Annotated in this window: 2 protein-coding genes; both read left to right on the top strand. The window is 66.5% G+C overall.

Annotation, left to right across the window (positions count from 1 at the left end):
* On the top strand, nt 1-331 hold a 331-nt coding region (gene modA / locus ABB27_RS18995), incomplete at its 5' end, for a molybdate ABC transporter substrate-binding protein (protein ID WP_083491396.1).
* Between the two features lie 2 nt (nt 332-333).
* The coding region (gene modB, locus ABB27_RS18990) for a molybdate ABC transporter permease subunit (protein ID WP_057630878.1) at nt 334-839 on the top strand (506 nt) is incomplete at its 3' end.

The following is an 839-nucleotide window of genomic DNA, read 5'->3' as shown; positions in this document are numbered from 1 at the left end:
GGTCGGCCGCTACGCCCGCGGCGCGCTGCAGCAGGCCGGGCTGTGGCCGGCGGTGCAGGCCAAGATGATCAGTACCCAGAACGTGCGCCAGTCGCTGGACTACGTGGCACGTGGCGAGGTGGATGCAGGCTTTGTCTACGCCACCGATGCGCAGGCGATGAGCGCGCGCGTGCAGCGCGCCTTCCAGGTGCCGGTTGCCGGTGGTATCGCTTATCCGCTGGCGATGGTGAAGACCAGCCGCAATGCGGCCGAAGCCAAGCGCTTCATCGCCTTCGTGCGCTCGGCACAGGGCCAGGCCATTCTGCACAGGCACGGTTTCGGCAGCCCCTGATGGTGGATCTGGACTGGAGCGCGTTGTGGTTGTCGCTGAAGGTGGCCGGCTGGGCGACTGCGATCAACCTCGTGCTCGGCGTTGGCTTTGGCGCCTTGCTGGCGCGGCGTCGCTTTCCCGGGCGTGAGCTGCTGGATACGGTGTTCACCTTGCCGATGGTGTTGCCGCCGACCGTGCTCGGTTATTACCTGCTGGTATTGATCGGCAGCAACGGCCCGCTGGGTCGCTGGCTGGAGAGCAGCTTCGGCATCAACCTGGTGTTCACCTGGCAGGCGGCGGTGATCGCGGCGGCAGTGGCGTCGTTCCCCTTGGTGTTCAAGCCGGCGCGGGCGGCCTTCGAGGATGTGGATGGGCAGCTGGAACAGGCTGCAAGTACCTTGGGTGTATCCGAATTGGCGCTGTTTTTCCGGGTGACCCTGCCGCTGGCATGGCGCGGCATTCTGGCCGGCCTGTTGCTGGCATTTGCCCGCGCCATGGGCGAGTTCGGCGCCACCATCATGGTGGCCGG

The sequence above is a fragment of the Stenotrophomonas terrae genome (genome assembly GCF_001431465.1).
GTDB classification, from domain to species: domain Bacteria; phylum Pseudomonadota; class Gammaproteobacteria; order Xanthomonadales; family Xanthomonadaceae; genus Stenotrophomonas; species Stenotrophomonas terrae.
Note: the sequence above shows the minus strand (reverse complement) of the source record. Positions and strands in the feature narration are given on the sequence as shown.